This window comes from Nocardia sp. NPDC004604, from assembly GCF_040609795.1.
GTDB lineage: Bacteria > Actinomycetota > Actinomycetes > Mycobacteriales > Mycobacteriaceae > Nocardia.
The window spans coordinates 21431-36577 of sequence record NZ_JBEXLC010000022.1; the positions used below are offsets into that span (position 1 = coordinate 21431).

Sequence of the window (15147 nt, forward strand, 5' to 3'; positions counted from 1 at the left end):
CGGGCAGTCTCGGGGTAATGGTTACGGCTGCCACCACGGCCGCAGCGGCAGACCGGAGTCGCCGTTCGGGCCGAGTTTGACGCCGAGCACCTGGTGTAGCTGAACCACATTGCGCTGGAAGCCGAGTCGGCAACCGGCCATGTACAGGCCCCACACCTTCGCGGTGCCCTCGCCGACCTCCGCGACGCAGGCATCCCAGTTGGCGACCAGATTCTTACACCATTCGTGCAGGGTGAGCGCGTAGTGCTCGCGCAGATTCTCCTCGTGCGTCACCTCGAGGCCGACATTCTGGATCTCGGAGATGATCCGGCCCGAGCCGATCAGTTCGCCGTCCGGGAAGACGTAGCGGTCGATGAAGTCGCCGGCCTTGGTGGTCCGGGTGTTGTCCGGCCTGGTGATGGAGTGGTTGAGGAACAGGCCACCCTCGCGCAGCTTGCTCTTGATGTAGTCGAAGTAGAACGGGTAGTTGTGCACACCGATGTGTTCGGTCAACCCGATCGAGGAGACGGCGTCGAAGCCGACCTCCGGAATATCGCGGTAGTCGGAGTGCCGCACGTCGGCCAGCTCCGACAGTCCCTGTTCGGCGATCCGCTGCTGCGCCCACTCCGCCTGTTCCGCGGATAGTGTCGCGCCGATGACCTTGACGCCGCGCTTGGCCGCATAGCGCACCATGCCGCCCCAGCCGCAGCCGATATCGAGCAGGCGGTCGCCCTCCTTCAGCCGCAGCTTGTCGAAGACCAGGCGGTACTTGTTCTCCTGGGCCTGCTCCAGCGTCCAGTTCTCGTCCTGATAGACCGCGCAGGTGTAGGTCATCGAGGGGCCGAGGACGTATTCGTAAAAGGTGTTCGAGACGTCGTAGTGGTGGTGGATGGCCTCGGCGTCGCGAGTCTTGGAGTGCCGCAGGCCTTCCAGTGCGATCCGGCGCCACCGCGGCAGCGTCTCCTGCGGGGGCGGTGCGATCGGCTTGAGCCGCTCCCATCCGAGCGAGCGGGCGATGGTGACCAGCGCCAGCGCCGAAGGACGACGGAACTTCAAGCCGTCCATCGCATTCAGAATATTGTACGGATCGCCGGGGTGGACGCCGGCGGCGGTCAGATCACCGGATATGTACGCGCGGGCCATGCCGAGGTCACCGGGCGCGGTCGCCAGGTAGTTGATGCCGCGCGGGGTCTTGATCTCCAGGCTGTATTCCGAATCCTCCGGTCCGGTCGTGCTGCCGTCGTAGGCGGTCAGCCGGATCGGGACATCGCCGTCGATCAGGGTCTCGAAGATCTCGGCAATGCTGAGTTTTGTCCCGAGGTCCGCGAAGACATCGGAACGGTCCTTGAATGTAGTCATTTGCGTTGCACCGCCTTCGAATACAAATCCAGCAATCGCTGGTCCGGGTCGTAGCGCTTCTTCAATTCGGTGTAGGTTTCGCCGCCGTACAGGGCCGCGAATTCATCTTCGCCGTAATAGGAATCCGAGTACAGGGATTTGTGACCGTCGAATTCGGACACCGTCCGCTCGATGGCGCGGTTGGCCGTGCCCTCCTGCTGACCGGCGACGGTCGGGACCGCGGACCAGAATCCGACATTGACGTAGGTCCGGTTGGGCGCCAATGGATACAGCGGCCACGGGCGGGCATCGGTCGCCGCGGTTGTTTCCCGCAGCCGCAGTGGGCACAGCCAGATCGGTTCGATCGGAATTTCGCGCAGGAACCATTCGACGAAGTCCGCGGTCCGCTCGACCGGCACCTCGATGTCCTGCACCACCCGCTCGCGCGGCAGGTTGCCCTGGCGGGCCTCCAGCTTGTCGCCGATGTGGTACTTGTGATCCAGCGCGATGAGCTTCCAGTAGAAACTGCTGCGGCGGTAGCGCTTCGGCCAGAACCGGCGGATCTTCGGATTCTGCGTACCGAAAGCGCGCGAGCACCAGAACCAGTCGGTATCCCAGCGCCACAGGTAGTCGTGGATGGTCAGCCGGTCACGCTTGGGTTGTGCGGAGTCGTGCTGGATGGACCGGTAGTAGATGTCCATATCGGTGTAGTCGCTGACCAGGCCGGGCTCGTCGGTTTGGCGGCCCAGCGTCAGGTAGCTCTCGTCGGCGGTGAAGACCACGCCGTCGAGGTAGTCGACGGGTTCACCGTCGTAGGTCTTATCGGTGACGATCTGGGCCAGGGTGGATTCGAGTTCGCGCAGATCATGGAAGCGAATGTGGCGCAGCGCCACATAGGGCCGCACGGCCTCCAGTTCGATCTTCAGGCGGACCGAGTAACCGAGGGTGCCGTAGGAGTTCGGGAAGCCGCGGAACAGATCGGCGTGCTCGCCATCCGGTGTCGCGGTGATGATCTCGCCCGCGCCGGTCAGCACGTCCATCTCCAGTACCGACTCGTGTGGCAGGCCGTTGCGGAACGAGGTGGACTCGATGCCGAGGCCGGTGACCGCGCCGCCGAGGGTGATCGTCTTGAGCTGCGGCACCACCAGCGGGGCCAGCCCGTAGGGCAGGGTGGCGGCGACCAGATCCTCGTAGGTGGTCATCCCGGCCACCTCGGCGGTCTTGGCCTCGGCGTCCACCGCGATGACCTTGGCCAGTCCGGAGACGTCGAGTCCGGGTGCGGTGTTCTTGGCCCTGGCCCGGAACAGATTCGAGGTCTTCTTCGCCAGTCGGACGTTGGCGTCGGTGGGTATTGCGCGATAACTGGCCAACAGTCGGTCCACACCTGCTCGATGCGCGGCGAAACCTGATTCGTGTGCGGCCGATGCGGGTCCGGCCTTCCCCAACAGACTCACTGCCACTCCTCGACGCTAGTACGCACCGGTTCGCCGAGCCACTGCCATGACGTAGACGAGGGATAAATGTCACGGATCCGTTGCATCGGGAATATCAAGGACTCGCCGTATCAGTGCAGTGGTGATCCGGGCCGTGTCCGCTGCTCGTCGCGCGGTCTCCGCTCCCGCGTCGAGCAGCCGTTTCGCACGATGTATTGCATGGATCCCCTCCGGCGCAATCTGATCGGAGCCTAACAGTGCGGACCGGCCGGCGCGCGGTGATCAACATCGCGCCGCGCGGACCGCCCTCGACGCCACGCAGCGCCGCCGACAGGGCAGGATAAGGGGGAAGCCGCGGGAGCGGAGCCGCGGAGCGACCGAACCGCGGGGAGCGAGCCCGCGGAGCGACCAGAAGACGCAGCCGGACAAGGAGCTCATTGTGGGACAGGTCAGCGCCAGCAGTTCGATCACCGTCGCGGCGGATCCGCAGCGCACACTCGAGGCCATCGCGGATTACGAGACGGTGCGTCCGCGCATCCTGTCCTCGCACTACCGCGACTACAAGGTGGTGGAGGGCGGCAAGGGTGCGGGCACCGTCGCCGAGTGGACCCTGCAGGCCACCGAGAAGCGTTCCCGCAATGTGCATGCGGTCGTTTCGGTTTCCGATTCCATCGTGACCGAACGGGATTCGAATTCGACGCTGGTGAACACCTGGACGGTAACGCCGGACGGTTCGGGTTCGCAGATCACCCTGCGTACCTCGTGGCAGGGCGCGGGCGGTGTCGCCGGCATCTTCGAGGGCATCTTCGCACCGTTGGGGCTGAAGAAGATTCAGGCCGAGGTGCTCGCGAATCTGGCGCGCGAACTCGCCTGAGACAACCGAATAGCCCGGCACCACGCGCGTGCCGGGCCTTTTCGATCAGGCGGCATGCAGTTTGGCGGGCATCGAGCGGTAGGCGTGCAGGTTCCGCAGGGGATGCGGGATCGGCGGGCCGTCCAGGCGCAGGTCCGGGAACCGCTCGAAGAGCTCTCGCAGCGCGATGGTGCCTTCCAATCGGGCCAGCGTCGCTCCCAGGCAGCCGTGCATCCCGCTGCCGAACGAGAGATGGTCCCCGGCGTTGGCCCTGGTGATATCGAATCTTTCGGGATCGGGGAAGACTGCGGGGTCGTAGTTGGCGCCCGCCAACGACAGCAGCACCAGGGCACCGGATTTGACGCGCTGATCGGCGATGTCGACCTCGCAGCTCGCGACCCGGCCCGTCATCCGCACCGGACCGTCGTAGCGCAGGATTTCCTCGACCGCGCGCGGCCAGAGCTCCGGCTGCGCCGCCAGCAGTTCCAACTGGTCCGGATGACTTGTCAGCAGGGCGATTCCGTTGCCGAGCATATTCACCGTGGTCAAGAATCCGGCGTCCAGCAGTAGCGCCGCATTGGCCATCTGCTCGCGGCGGGTGAGCTCGCCACCTTTCACCAGCATGCTGAGCACGTCGTCGCCCGGTTCGGCGGCGAGCCTGTCGAGGTATTGGTTGAAGTACCGCTCCACCTCGGCCAGGTCTTCGATGGCGTGGCGGTAGGTGGCCCAGCTCAGACCGCGTTCGAGCAGCGGCGCACCGCTGTCTCCCCACTTCAGCAGGGTCGCATGCATCTCGGCGGGCAACCCGAGGATCTCGGCGATGATCGCGACGGGCAGCTGTTGGCAGAAGTCGACGATCAGATCCGGCCGCGGCTTCGATTGCAGGTCGTCGAGCAGGTCATCGGTCACTTCGACAACCCGTTCCCGCAGTTCGGCGATCGCCTTCGGTGTGAATGCCTGCCCGACCAGGCGACGGTAGCGGGTGTGATCCGGCGGATCGGTCACCAGCATCGAGGGCGGTTCTGTGAGGTTGGGCAGCCCCGGATCCGTCTTGGTCATCACCCAGCGGATCGGTTTCGGCAGGGCTCGGTGGTTGGGCGTGACCACGCTGAAGCGACGGTCTCGCAGGACGAGTCGGCACACTTCGTAGTCCACGGTCACGCGCGCGCCCGATATCGTGGGGATCCGGCCCCGCTGCCGGATCTGCTCGAGGTAGATCGACGAGCCGAGCAGACGATCCGGCCCGACCGCGAGCTGCCCGAGGGGATTGCCCCGGCGCGCCGTCAACAGGAGCAAGAATCGCGGTAGGCCATGCAACAGCAGCCACCGAATCCACACGCGGATCAATACGTTGTCACCTCCCACTCGGGTTTCTTACCTATGATAGATAGTCGCTATGGCGGAGTGTCGCTGTTGGAGCGGCCCGGCGGCTATGCCTCGACGACGCGCCCGCGTGTAACCGTGTTCCAAGCGCTCACCAATGGGTTTTGGGCGCCGGAGGTGATGGAGCGCCGTTCAGATCAGGTGAGGGGCACCATGGACAGACGTGGTTTCATCAGGGGCGCTGGCCTGGCCGCGATGACCGGTCTTGCGGGTGGCAGCACGCTTGCGGCGGCCGCGTCGGCGGCACGGGCCGAAGACTTCAGCCCGAGCCCGATTGCGCCGGTGTACCGCGTGCTGGTGCCGGAGATCTTCGCACCGCTGCCGGATCCGGCCGATCATGTGCCCGCGATCGTCATCGGATCGGGGTTCGGGGGCGCGATCTCCGCGCTGCGCCTGGCGGAGTCCGGAGTCCAGGTCGCGGTGCTCGAGCGCGGGTCGCGCTGGCCGAATGATCCGTGGCGCGACATCTTCTGCGGCGACACGATTCCGGATGGCCGCGGCTTCTGGCATTGCACCACCTTTACCGGTGCGAACCGGATCCCGATGCAGTTCGATGCGTTCGGCGGGGTCCTCGACGTTTGCTGTTACCCGGGCATGGACGTGTGGCGCGGTGCGTGTGTGGGCGGTGGCTCGGTGGTGTTCACCGGGGTGATGATCGAGCCGGAGCAGCGGTTCTTCGACCAAGTGTTCCGCGGTGTGGTCGACTACCGCGAGATGCACGAGGTCTACTACCCCAAGGTCCGAGAGATGTTGCGGCTGAGCCCGATTCCGAATGACATCTATGACTCTTGGGCGTTCGCGCATTCGCGGGCCTGGGACGACCAGGTCCGCGCGGCCGGGCGTACGCCACAGCGCATCGACAGCAGTTGGAATTGGGACGTCATCCGCGACGAGCTGGCCGGACGGTCGCTGCCGTCGGCGACGATCGGCCGTTCGAACCTGGGCAATTCCAATGGCGCGAAGTTCGATCTGAACCAGAACTATCTGCGCTATGCCGAGGGCACCGGCTGTGCCCAGATCTATCCCGGCCATCGCGTGGATGCCATCGCGGAAGAACCGGGTCGCTATGCCGTCACCGTTACCAAACTCGCCCCTACCGGCGAGGTGTTGCGCACCCGGACACTGACCTGCGACATGCTGTTCCTCGCCGCGGGCTCCGTCGGCACTTCCGAGCTGCTGGTGCGCGCGCAGGCGACCGGCGCGCTGCCGAACCTGAACGAGCACATCGGCGAAGGCTGGGGCGGCAACGGCGACGTCGCGTTGGCGCGGTCGGCCAGCTCGCCCGTCGTGGGTACCCAGGGCGCCGCGTCCGTGAGCCGGATCCTGGACGAGGCGGGCGCACCCGTATCACTGGAGAACTGGTTCGTCCCCGGTGTGACACCCCTCGATATCGGCATTCTCGGATCGCTGGGCATGGTGCTGGACGACACCCGCGGCCGGTTCGTCTACAACCCGGCCGACGGGCGCGTGAACCTGCAATGGCCGGATAACGGCGCGGCCGGCTACCTCGCGCGAGCGCGGGAAGTCAACGACCAGGTGGGCGTGCCCGGCATGCCCGCCCGACCGGCCTGGGAGGCGAATGCCTCGTTCACCCCACATCCGTTGGGCGGCGCGGTGATCGGCCGCGCGACAGATCGCTACGGCCGGGTTTCCGGGCATCGAGGCCTGTACGTAATGGACGGGGCGGCCGTGCCGGGCAGCACCGGAACAGTGAACCCGTCGCTGACGATCAGCGCGCTGGCCGAGCGCAATATCGCAGAGATCATTCGTTCTGGGCGGTAGTCGACGGGACGTCGGAATCCGGACACCAGAGTCCGACCGCTGGATGTGGCTTCCCGTCGATCAGCTGGCCGCGATATCGAACAGGTTGCCCTCCGGATCGGCCAGCGTTACCCACTGCGCGCCGTATTCGTCGAAGTCGCCGATGTGCTTGGCGCCCAAGCCGATCGCGCGATCGATCTGCTCGCGCCAGTCGGCGGCCTTCAGGTCCAGGTGGATCACATTCTTGCCGGGCGTCTTATCCGGCACCTGGATGAACATCAGCACCGGCGAAATCCCTTCGGCCATACCGACGGTGGCGAACTCGGAGCTCGCGTTCGCATCCAGCGGCCGATCCAATAGCTCGGACCAGAAACCGGCCAGCGCGGCCGCATCGGCACAATCGAAGGTGATGTGCCCGATGGTGAGTGTCATTGTGGTTCTCCCTATTTCAGAGCCGACCGATGGGCCAGCAGACTTCGGTGCGGTAGGCGGTGGGATCGTCGATTTCGCCGGGGCCGAGGACATAGAGCTCCCGGACCGGTTCGGCCAGTGCGGTGTCGTGTTCGGCGACGTGGCTGCCGAGGGCGCCATAGGTGCGGTCGAAATCGTCGAAGGGGCCCGAGTGCACGGCCACGGCGAAGCGGCGCGCGGGCAGTTCGATGATCGAGAGTTCCTCCGGCACTGCGATATCGGCCGCGGCCGGGATCGGGACGAAGGCGGCGACCTCACCCTCGTCGTCGGCGAAGAATTCCATCGAATAGGTTGCGCCGTCGACACCGGTGGGCGCGATATTCGTCGCGGCCAGTGTCTCGTGCAAGAGCGGATACGTGGCCGCGCACCAATCCCCGAGTGCGTGCCTGGTGACCGATTCGACGCGGGCGAGCGCCGGGAAGGCCGGAATCGATCGGTATTCGACGGTGATCGGCGCGGACGGTGTCAGCAGCAACCGCAGCGATGCCACCACCGACCGCGTGCGTTGCAACTCCACTTCCATGCGCGCCAGATGGGCGCGCAGTGCCGTGTCCCGGGATTCGGTATCCGAGGCGGCCAGGACCGCCTTGATCTCGGGCAGCGGCATATCCAGCCCGCGCAGCCGCCGGATCAGATGGGCCTGCGCGACCTGATCGATCGAATAACGCCGATATCCCGATCCGGCGTCGATCGCGACGGGTTCGAGCAGTTCGACCTCGTGGTAGTACCGCAGCGTTTTCACGCTGAGGTAGGTCAGCCGGGCGAACTCCCCGATGGAGACTGTCGCTGTCATGTCTCCAGCGAACACCCTCCAGTGAGGGGAGAGTCAAATAACCGCACTAGTAGGTCAGCGCGAAGGTCAGCAGCAGGGTGGTCTGGAAATAGCCGCGCCACCAGGAGTAGCCGAACCACACATTGGGCGTGATCTCGCGGATCTCGTCGTAGACCGGTGGTGTCGGTGAGGGGTCGTAGTTCAGCGCCCAGGCCGGTCCGCCATCGGAGAGTGCGGGGGCGGTGTAGACGTCGGCCTTCCAGGCCTCTAGGCCCGCGCTGGTGACCCGGTTCACCAGAAAGCCACCGTCGGGGCCGGTATAGAAGGTCTTGCCGATCCACAGTGACGGGGCCACCGCCTGCATGACCGGTGGCCGGGTGACCCAGCCGTTGGTCACGCCGCTCGGCACATTGCCGCGCGGGGCGTCGTGGAAGATCGCGTCCTGCTGCACTGCCGAGCAGCGGAATCGGAGCGAATCGATGGTGGCTGTCGGGTTGTCGGGGTAGAGTACGCAGCCGCCGCCGTAGTCCAGCGCGGTGTTGACGACACCCGAATCGACGACATCGGAATCGGGGACGCCCGAGTCGGCGGCGGCGGGGCTCGCGACCCCGAGGAGCACACTGGGGAAGCCCAAGGAAAGCGCCAGGGTGCTGATGAAAAGAACTCGGTTCGCATTCATAGCTGTCTCCAGAAATCACCACACCCGACCCAAATCGATGGTAGGCATGGCGGCCCTGCGCCGCATTCGTTGAAGATCCAATCGTTACCCGGCCGTCGGTCGGGCACCGGGCTCCGGACGGACGGCCCGCAGCGGCGCCCACTACGCTGGACGGCGACACTTTCCGCAGAGAGGACAAGCCGTGCAGCCCGGTGGTCAGTTCGATATGCAGCAGTTACTCGCCCAGGCGCAGCAGATGCAGCAGGCGGTGATGCAGGCCCAGGCCGAGATCGCGGCGACCGAAGTGGAGGGTCAGGCCGGTGGCGGCCTGGTCAAGGTCACGATCAAGGCGACCGGCGAGGTCGTCGCGCTGGCGATCGACCCGAAGATCGTCGATCCCGACGATGTCGAGAGTCTGCAGGATCTGGTGATCGGCGCGGTCAACGACGCCATGTCCAATGCGCAGCAGCTGGCCGCCGAGCGGCTCGGTCCGCTGGCCGGTGGCGGGGCGCTGCCCGGTCTGCCCGACTTCTGATCCGAGGACGTCTTTGTACGAGGGCCCGGTCCAGGATCTGATCGACGAGTTGGGAAAGCTACCCGGCGTCGGTCCGAAGAGCGCGCAGCGCATCGCATTTCATCTGCTCCAGGTGGAGCCGCCGGAAATCGACCGGCTGCAGGCCGCTTTGCAGAAGGTGCGCGACGGCGTGCAGTTCTGCATTGTCTGCGGCACGGTCTCGGATAACGAAATGTGCCGCATCTGTTCGGATCCGCGTCGCGACCGCACCATGATCTGTGTGGTCGAGGAGCCCAAGGATGTGCAGGCCATCGAGCGCACCCGGGAATTCCGCGGCCGCTATCACGTGCTCGGCGGCGCGCTCGACCCGCTCAGCGGCATCGGACCGGACCAGCTGCGCATTCGAGAACTGTTGGCGCGCATCGGCAATCAGGAGGACGGCGTCGATGTCGCCGAGGTGATCATCGCGACCGACCCGAATACCGAGGGCGAGGCGACGGCCACCTACCTGGTGCGAATGCTGCGCGATTTTCCGGGTCTTTCGGTGACGCGATTGGCTTCCGGCCTGCCGATGGGCGGCGATCTCGAATTCGCCGACGAGCTCACGCTCGGCCGCGCGCTATCGGGTCGGCGCACACTGTAAATCGGGGGTTGCGCCCGACCGAACACGCGTTACTGTGTCGGGGATGAGCATCGAGTTCTTGTTGACCACGCTCGTCATCGTCGCCACTCCCGGAACCGGCGTGCTGTTCACACTGGCGGCCGGACTGTCCCGGGGGACAAGAGCCAGTGTGATCGCGGCCTTCGGCTGCACACTCGGCATCATTCCGCACATGGTCGCGGCCGTGACCGGACTGGCGGCACTGCTCAACGCGAGTGCCGTCGCCTTTCAGACACTGAAATATCTCGGTGTCGCCTACCTGCTGTACATGGCGTGGAATACCTTCCGGGACAAGGGCGCGCTCGCCGTACCGGAGGAACAGACCGGAACCCATGGTGCGCCCTCGGCGCGCCAGGTGATCACTTCGGCGGTGCTGCTCAATATTCTCAACCCGAAGCTGACGATCTTCTTCTTCGCCTTCCTGCCCCAGTTCGTGCCGAATAGTGCGCCGAATGCGCTGGCGCGCATGCTCGAACTGAGCGGGCTGTTCATGCTCGCCACCTTCGTGGTGTTCGCGGTGTATGGAGCGTGCGCAGCCGCCGTGCGCAACCACGTGATATCGCGACCCGCGGTGGTCACGTGGATGCGCCGGGTCTTCGGGGCCTCCTTCATTGCCCTCGCCGGTCGACTGGCCGTGCAGAACCAGTAACCGTCACAGGGTGATTCGGCTCCAGGGCAGGGTTTGCAGGCGGCTGCGGTCGTCGATGGCCCAATCCCAGATCAGCTCCGCCACGATCTGCGGGTCGGTGACGGTTACGCCGAAGTGCTTGTCCGGGGCGCCATCTCGATATTCGAGGGTGAAGGTCCCGGACTTGTCGCGGTAGGTCTGGATGTAGATCTGCTCGTCGCGTTCGACGACCAGATAGGGATTCGGCGGGGCCAGCTCGGCGATCCACTGGTCGGTCAGCGCCTTCGTCACATAGGGGAATTCACCGGCGCCACCGTGGGTGACCAGTGCGGGCACATGTCCGGCCGGATCGATCAACCAGGCCAGCTGCGGATCGTAGACGGCGTAGTTCAGCGGCGTCGCGATCTCGAACAGCAGATGCCGGACGAATCCGATCGCGTCGTACGGGCACGGAACGGGCAGCACCGCACCGGTCGCCGCGCCGCCGATCGGAACCGTGCTCAGGAAACCGTCCTGTTCGGGTAGCTCGGCATTGCGTCTGTTCAGCTCGGCCGCCATCGCCGCGACCGCTTCCGTCTCGGGTCTCCCCTGCTGGGTGGCCAGATACGCGTCGACCTGCGCGATCGTCGTGGCGGCACCGGACGGCAACAAGACGTGGTCGTAACTCACCAGCCCAGCCTACGGGGGCGCGACTGCAGCAAGTTCGGCGCAGCCGGGTGTGTTCAGGCGGTGCTGGCGGTATCCCGCGTCGGTGCGGTGCAGGGGCAGCCCCCGGCAACGTCGGCGCAATCGATGACGAAGGTGTGTCGGGCGTGGTCGAAATCGATGCAGTCGGCGTCGGTGCATTCGGTGATTCGGGCCGGGTGAACGATCAGGGTGCCGTGGCAGTGGTCGATGGCGGATTCGCAGGACGGACAGTTCGGCGCACGCATATGACCTCCAGACGAGATCGGTTCGTGAATCGGTCATAGCACCCACCCGCGCGGGCCGGTGGGAGGTCGGGCGCGTGTCGCGCGACGGCATCGGGACAGCGGCTGTCCGGAAACCGACTGCTCATGCCGCACCACACCCGGCCAGGGTGTGGTGAACTTGCTGCATGGGCATCAAGGTGTCGCTCGAACACCGGACGACCTACACCTTCGACCGGCTGGTGGCGGTCCATCCCCACGTGGTGCGACTGCGACCGGCGCCGCATTCGCGGACCAGGATCGAGGCCTACTCGATGCGGGTCACCCCGGACGATCACTTCTGCAACTGGCAGCAGGACGCATTCGGAAATTTCCTTGCTCGGCTGGTCTTTCCGAATCCGGCGCGGGAGCTGTCGATCACAGTTGGGCTGATCGCGGATCTCGAGGTGATCAACCCGTTCGACTTCTTCGTCGAGGACTACGCCGAGCATTTCCCGTTCGCCTACGGCCGGGAACTGGTCGCCGATCTGGAGCAATATCTGCGGCCGGTGGATGAATCCGAACCCGGTTGCGGACCCGGTGCGCTGGTCCGGGATTGGGTGCGCGCGCATACGCCGACCGATCGGCCGCGCACCATCGACTTCCTGGTCGCGGTCAATCATGCGCTGCGCAATGACGTCGGCTACACGATTCGGATGGAGCCGGGCGTGCAATCGCCGGACCATACGCTGCGCGTCGCGATCGGGTCGTGCCGCGATTCGGCCTGGCTGCTGGTGTCGATCCTGCGCGAATTCGGGTTGGCGGCGCGGTTCGTCTCCGGATATCTGGTGCAGTTGGCCCAGGACGTGCCCTCGCTCGACGGACCCTCGGGTCCGCCCGCCGACTTCACCGATCTGCACGCCTGGACCGAGGTGTATCTGCCCGGCGCGGGGTGGGTCGGGATGGACCCGACCTCGGGCCTGTTCGCGGGGGAGGGCCACATACCGCTGGCCGCGACACCGCATCCGAGCTCGTCGGCCCCGATCACCGGGGCGACCGGGCGCACCGAGGCGACCATGGATTTCGCCAATACGGTGCGCCGGGTGCACGAGGATCCGCGAACCACATTGCCCTACACCGCATCCCAGTGGGAGCGGATCACCGCGGCCGGTGCGGTGGTGGACGAGCGCATGGCCGCGATGGATATCGGGTTGACCATCGGCGGTGAGCCGACCTTCGTCTCGATCGATGACCAGACCGGCCCGGAATGGACCACCGAAGCCGACGGTACGCACAAACGGGAGCGAGCCGTCGATCTCGCCGATCGCCTGCGCCGCATCTACGCGCCGACCGGCATCGTCCAATACCGGCAGGGCAAGTGGTATCCGGGAGAACCGTTGCCGCGCTGGGAGATCGCGGTTGCCTGGCGTGCCGACGGGGAACCGGTCTGGACGCGCCAGGATCTGCTGACCGATCCGTGGATGCCGCCCAAGCTGGTCACCGTGGTGTCGAAGGGGCACAGCGTCGGCGTCGAGCCGATGGCCGAGCATTCCGGGAGCGTGGCCCGGCAGCAGGTGGATGCGGCTGATGATTCGGCCGCTGGCGTCGAGAATCCGACTGGGGCACAGCGTATTTCGGATTCGTCCACCGCGTCGGTCGGAAATGGCAACGGTGCGGTGACCGCGGACGATGCGGTGGTCCGGCGTACGCAATGGCCGATGCGTGCCGATGCGGAGTCGGCGCGCGCTTTGATCGCACATGTCGCCGCGGGTCTCGGCCTCCCGGATACCCAGGTGCGCCCCGCCTTCGAGGACCCGCTGGCCCGGCTGGCGGGCAGTGTCCGTGCGCCGCAGGGGGATCCGGTGGATCCGAGCGATGATCTGGAACCGGGCCAGGATTCGGCGCAGGCCCGCAAGGAGCTGCTGGCGCGGCTCGACGATCCGGTGACCGCGCCCGTCGCGTATGTGCTTCCGCTGTATCGGCGTGCGGACGGATCCGGGTGGGCCAGTGCCGACTGGCGGATGCGTCGCGGCAAGTCACCCGATCAGCCGGAGGGCCGAATCGTATTGTCGGAGGGCGATTCGCCCGCCGGATTGCGGTTACCGCTGGATGCCATCTCCTGGCAGCCGCCGCGGCCACGGCCCGACAGCGACCCGCTGTTCATGGGACCGCTGCGGGCCCAACGCACCGAACCACCCGCGGTGGTGGCGGACGCGGACTGGGAGCCGACCACCGCACTCGTCGGTGAGGTGTGCAATGGCAGGTTGCACGTCTTCCTGCCGCCGTTGGAGCAACTCGACGACTTCCTCGATCTGCTCCGGCGCGTCGAGGCCGCCACGATCGCGCTGGGACAGCCGGTGGTGCTCGAGGGCTACGCCCCGCCCGTCGATGCCAGGCTGCGCACCCTTTCGGTGACGCCGGACCCCGGCGTTATCGAGGTGAATGTGCAGCCGAGCGCGTCCTTCGCCGAACAGTCCGACCTGCTCTCGACGCTGTACGAGCAGGCGAGGCTGGCCCGGCTGAGCACCGAATCCTTCGATGTGGACGGCACGCACAGCGGGACCGGCGGCGGCAATCACATCACCCTCGGTGGGGTGACCCCCGCGCGGTCACCGCTGCTGCGCCGTCCGGATCTGCTGGTGTCGATGCTGACCTACTGGCAGCGGCATCCGTCGCTGTCGTATCTGTTCGCCGGTCGGTTCGTCGGGCCGACCTCGCAGGCCCCTCGGGTGGACGAGGGGCGCGAGGACGCGCTGTACGAATTGGAGATCGCCTTCGCCGAAATCGCGAGGTTGAGCAAGCATTCGGATGGGCGATCCGCGCCATGGCATATCGATCGGGCGCTGCGGCATCTGCTCACCGATCTGACCGGCAATACCCATCGCGCCGAATTCTGCGTCGACAAGCTGTACAGCCCGGAAACCGCAAGGGGCAGACTGGGATTGGTCGAGCTGCGCGGTTTCGAGATGCCGCCGCATTTCCAGATGGCTCTGGTGCAGTCGCTGCTGGTTCGCGGCCTGGTCGCGCGATTCTGGTCGGAGCCGTTGCGGGCCGGGCTGATTCGACACGGTGCGAATCTGCACGGCCGCTATCTGCTGCCGCATTTCCTGATGACCGATATCGCCGATGTCGCCGCCGACCTGCGCGTGCACGGTATCGATTTCGACACCTCCTGGCTCGATCCGTTCACCGAATTCCGCTTCCCACGCATCGGCACCGTGGTGCTCGGCGATGTCGAACTCGAACTGCGCGGCGCGATCGAGCCGTGGAACACTCTCGGCGAGCAGACCGCGGCGACCGGCACCGCCCGCTATGTCGATTCCTCGGTGGAGCGGCTGCAGGTGCGGGTGGTCGGTGCGGACCGGGACCGCTTCGTGGTGACCTGCAATGGGATGCCGGTGCCGCTGCTGGCCACCGATAAGGCCGACGTCCAAGTGGCCGGGGTGCGCTATCGCGCGTGGCAGCCGCCCAACTCGCTGCACCCGTCGATCACCGTCGACGCGCCGCTCGTCTTCGATCTCATCGACGCCGAGACCGGGCTGTCCCGCGGCGGCTGCACGTATCACGTCTCACATCCGGGCGGCATGGCCTTCGACGAGCCGCCGGTCAACGCGGTGGTCGCGCAATCGCGCCGCAACCGCAGGTTCGAGGCGGCCGGGCACACCACGGCCCGGGTCGACCTGGGGGAACTACGTGCGAAGATGACAGCACAGGCCACTGATATCGGAGCGCCGGGCATTCTCGATCTGCGCCGGGCGCGGACGGTGTGGGGACTGGTCAGCAATCGGTAAGGCGAGGTCGGACATGTG

At 66.1% G+C, this 15147-nt stretch carries 13 protein-coding genes and 2 pseudogenes; 7 read left to right on the forward strand and 8 right to left on the reverse strand.

From position 1 onward, the window contains the following. Window positions 1-21: 21 nt before the first annotated feature. Both ABZW16_RS10880 and ABZW16_RS10885 read right to left on the reverse strand, forming a co-directional pair. On the reverse strand, window positions 22-1338 hold the full coding sequence (locus ABZW16_RS10880; RefSeq protein ID WP_354954539.1) for a class I SAM-dependent methyltransferase: 1317 nt from the start codon (window positions 1336-1338) through the stop codon (window positions 22-24). Next, window positions 1335-2771, reverse strand: coding sequence for an FAD-binding oxidoreductase (locus ABZW16_RS10885; RefSeq protein ID WP_354954541.1), 1437 nt, complete (start codon window positions 2769-2771; stop codon window positions 1335-1337). The genes ABZW16_RS10880 and ABZW16_RS10885 overlap by 4 nt, the downstream gene beginning before the upstream one ends. A 418-nt stretch (window positions 2772-3189) precedes the next feature. On the opposite strand from ABZW16_RS10885, the gene ABZW16_RS10890 reads away from it, so the two are divergent. Next, on the forward strand, window positions 3190-3624 hold the full coding sequence (locus ABZW16_RS10890; RefSeq protein ID WP_354954543.1) for an SRPBCC family protein: 435 nt from the start codon (window positions 3190-3192) through the stop codon (window positions 3622-3624). A gap of 45 nt (window positions 3625-3669) precedes the next feature. Here ABZW16_RS10890 and ABZW16_RS10895 read toward each other — a convergent pair whose 3' ends face one another. Then, entirely contained in the window at window positions 3670-4947 is a 1278-nt protein-coding gene (locus tag ABZW16_RS10895) for a cytochrome P450 (RefSeq protein ID WP_354954632.1), read from the reverse strand. Window positions 4948-5139: 192 nt separating this feature from the next. On the opposite strand from ABZW16_RS10895, the gene ABZW16_RS10900 reads away from it, so the two are divergent. Beyond that, window positions 5140-6768 (forward strand): GMC oxidoreductase, encoded by a 1629-nt coding sequence (locus ABZW16_RS10900; RefSeq protein ID WP_354954545.1) that lies wholly within the window; start codon window positions 5140-5142, stop codon window positions 6766-6768. A 60-nt stretch (window positions 6769-6828) separates the two neighbouring features. Here ABZW16_RS10900 and ABZW16_RS10905 read toward each other — a convergent pair whose 3' ends face one another. The 3 genes from ABZW16_RS10905 to ABZW16_RS10915 are packed head-to-tail and all read right to left on the reverse strand — an operon-like array spanning window position 6829 to window position 8669. Beyond that, complete coding sequence (locus ABZW16_RS10905; RefSeq protein ID WP_354954547.1) at window positions 6829-7179, reverse strand: VOC family protein; 351 nt, start codon at window positions 7177-7179, stop codon at window positions 6829-6831. A gap of 16 nt (window positions 7180-7195) precedes the next feature. Beyond that, entirely contained in the window at window positions 7196-8011 is an 816-nt protein-coding gene (locus ABZW16_RS10910) for a MerR family transcriptional regulator (RefSeq protein WP_354954549.1), read from the reverse strand. A 46-nt stretch (window positions 8012-8057) separates the two neighbouring features. Next, window positions 8058-8669, reverse strand: a complete 612-nt coding sequence (locus ABZW16_RS10915; protein ID WP_354954551.1) for a hypothetical protein — start codon at window positions 8667-8669, stop codon at window positions 8058-8060. Between the two features lie 181 nt (window positions 8670-8850). Between ABZW16_RS10915 and ABZW16_RS10920 the strand changes: the two genes are divergently transcribed. Genes ABZW16_RS10920 through ABZW16_RS10930 form a run of 3 tightly spaced genes read left to right on the forward strand, consistent with a single transcriptional unit; the run spans window position 8851 to window position 10472 of the window. After that, window positions 8851-9183: a YbaB/EbfC family nucleoid-associated protein gene (locus tag ABZW16_RS10920; protein ID WP_354954553.1), complete on the forward strand. Its 333-nt coding sequence runs from the start codon at window positions 8851-8853 to the stop codon at window positions 9181-9183. A 13-nt stretch (window positions 9184-9196) separates the two neighbouring features. Further along, a complete protein-coding gene (recR, locus tag ABZW16_RS10925) occupies window positions 9197-9805 on the forward strand; it encodes a recombination mediator RecR (RefSeq protein WP_354954554.1) in 609 nt (202 codons plus the stop codon). A 43-nt stretch (window positions 9806-9848) separates the two neighbouring features. Beyond that, window positions 9849-10472 (forward strand): LysE family translocator, encoded by a 624-nt coding sequence (locus ABZW16_RS10930; protein ID WP_354954556.1) that lies wholly within the window; start codon window positions 9849-9851, stop codon window positions 10470-10472. Between the two features lie 3 nt (window positions 10473-10475). Here the strand turns inward: ABZW16_RS10930 and ABZW16_RS10935 are convergent, their stop codons facing one another. Together ABZW16_RS10935 and ABZW16_RS10940 are read right to left on the reverse strand one after the other, a co-directional pair. Further along, entirely contained in the window at window positions 10476-11120 is a 645-nt protein-coding gene (locus ABZW16_RS10935) for a hypothetical protein (protein ID WP_354954558.1), read from the reverse strand. Between the two features lie 53 nt (window positions 11121-11173). Then, on the reverse strand, window positions 11174-11383 hold the full coding sequence (locus ABZW16_RS10940) for a hypothetical protein (protein WP_354954559.1): 210 nt from the start codon (window positions 11381-11383) through the stop codon (window positions 11174-11176). Window positions 11384-11547: 164 nt separating this feature from the next. Here ABZW16_RS10940 and ABZW16_RS10945 point away from each other — a divergent pair. Both ABZW16_RS10945 and ABZW16_RS10950 read left to right on the forward strand, forming a co-directional pair. After that, window positions 11548-12819, forward strand: a pseudogene (locus ABZW16_RS10945) (transglutaminase family protein); the annotation flags it as partial. A 159-nt stretch (window positions 12820-12978) separates the two neighbouring features. Further along, window positions 12979-15129 (forward strand): annotated as a pseudogene (locus tag ABZW16_RS10950) (transglutaminase family protein); the annotation flags it as partial. Window positions 15130-15147: the final 18 nt, after the last annotated feature.

What these genes read in the sequence shown, in the direction of transcription:
- ABZW16_RS10880 (WP_354954539.1), bottom strand. Translation starts at nt 1,338, where the DNA reads ATGACTACATTCAAGGACCGTTCCGATGTCTTCGCGGACCTCGGGACA.
- ABZW16_RS10900 (WP_354954545.1), top strand. Translation starts at nt 5,140, where the DNA reads ATGGACAGACGTGGTTTCATCAGGGGCGCTGGCCTGGCCGCGATGACC.
- ABZW16_RS10905 (WP_354954547.1), bottom strand. Translation starts at nt 7,179, where the DNA reads ATGACACTCACCATCGGGCACATCACCTTCGATTGTGCCGATGCGGCC.
- ABZW16_RS10910 (WP_354954549.1), bottom strand. Translation starts at nt 8,011, where the DNA reads ATGACAGCGACAGTCTCCATCGGGGAGTTCGCCCGGCTGACCTACCTC.
- ABZW16_RS10915 (WP_354954551.1), bottom strand. Translation starts at nt 8,669, where the DNA reads ATGAATGCGAACCGAGTTCTTTTCATCAGCACCCTGGCGCTTTCCTTG.
- ABZW16_RS10930 (WP_354954556.1), top strand. Translation starts at nt 9,849, where the DNA reads ATGAGCATCGAGTTCTTGTTGACCACGCTCGTCATCGTCGCCACTCCC.
- ABZW16_RS10940 (WP_354954559.1), bottom strand. Translation starts at nt 11,383, where the DNA reads ATGCGTGCGCCGAACTGTCCGTCCTGCGAATCCGCCATCGACCACTGC.